The 601-nt window shown below is 61.7% G+C and carries 1 protein-coding gene; it reads right to left on the bottom strand.

All coding sequences use genetic code 11. From position 1 onward, the window contains the following. Nucleotides 1-541, bottom strand: a 541-nt coding sequence (locus tag ACYU7Z_RS16370) for an IS110 family transposase (RefSeq protein WP_460572433.1), incomplete at its 3' end; no start/stop codon positions are given. Nucleotides 542-601: the final 60 nt, after the last annotated feature.

Here is a 601-nt window from a genome sequence, read left to right as displayed (position 1 = left end):
GCAACAGCAACCCCGCTTTGGAGCGGCTGTAGTCAAAGGATCTCTCCAGCGCCGGGAAGTACTCGAGCAGTTGCGCGCGGAGCCGGTTGATTGCCCGGGTTCTGTCCATCGCTTTATCTGCACGACGGGCGGTGAGGATTCTCAGATCAACACTGACCTCATCACCCACCCGTAGCGGCTGCAAGTCCCGGCGCATCCTGGCCTGGTCGGCGATCACCGCCGCGTCCTTCGCGTCGGTCTTACCGTCCCCGCGGTAGATGCGCGAAGCATGGTGGACAGTGCGACCCGGGATGTACAGCAGCCGCTGATCGTGGGCGGACAGCAGGGCAATCAGCAACGCCGCTCCCCCATGATTCAGATCAGTCGCCCACGTCAGCTCCCCACCGTGCCCGCCGAGGCTCATGACCTCCGAGATCAGGTCGAGCAGTTCACTCTCGTCGTTGGGGACTTTCCGGGACAGCAGCCGCTGTCCTTCTGCATCGATGACTACACAGTGATGATGAGTCTTACCGGCGTCGATCCCGGCCCAAAGGTTCGGCAAAGCTGTCTCCGATCTGTCAATGAACAGGTACACCCACAGACAACTGCGCCGTCGTGTCCT

This window comes from Flaviaestuariibacter terrae, from assembly GCF_054777635.1.
This window is presented reverse-complemented; position numbering and strand designations above follow the sequence as displayed.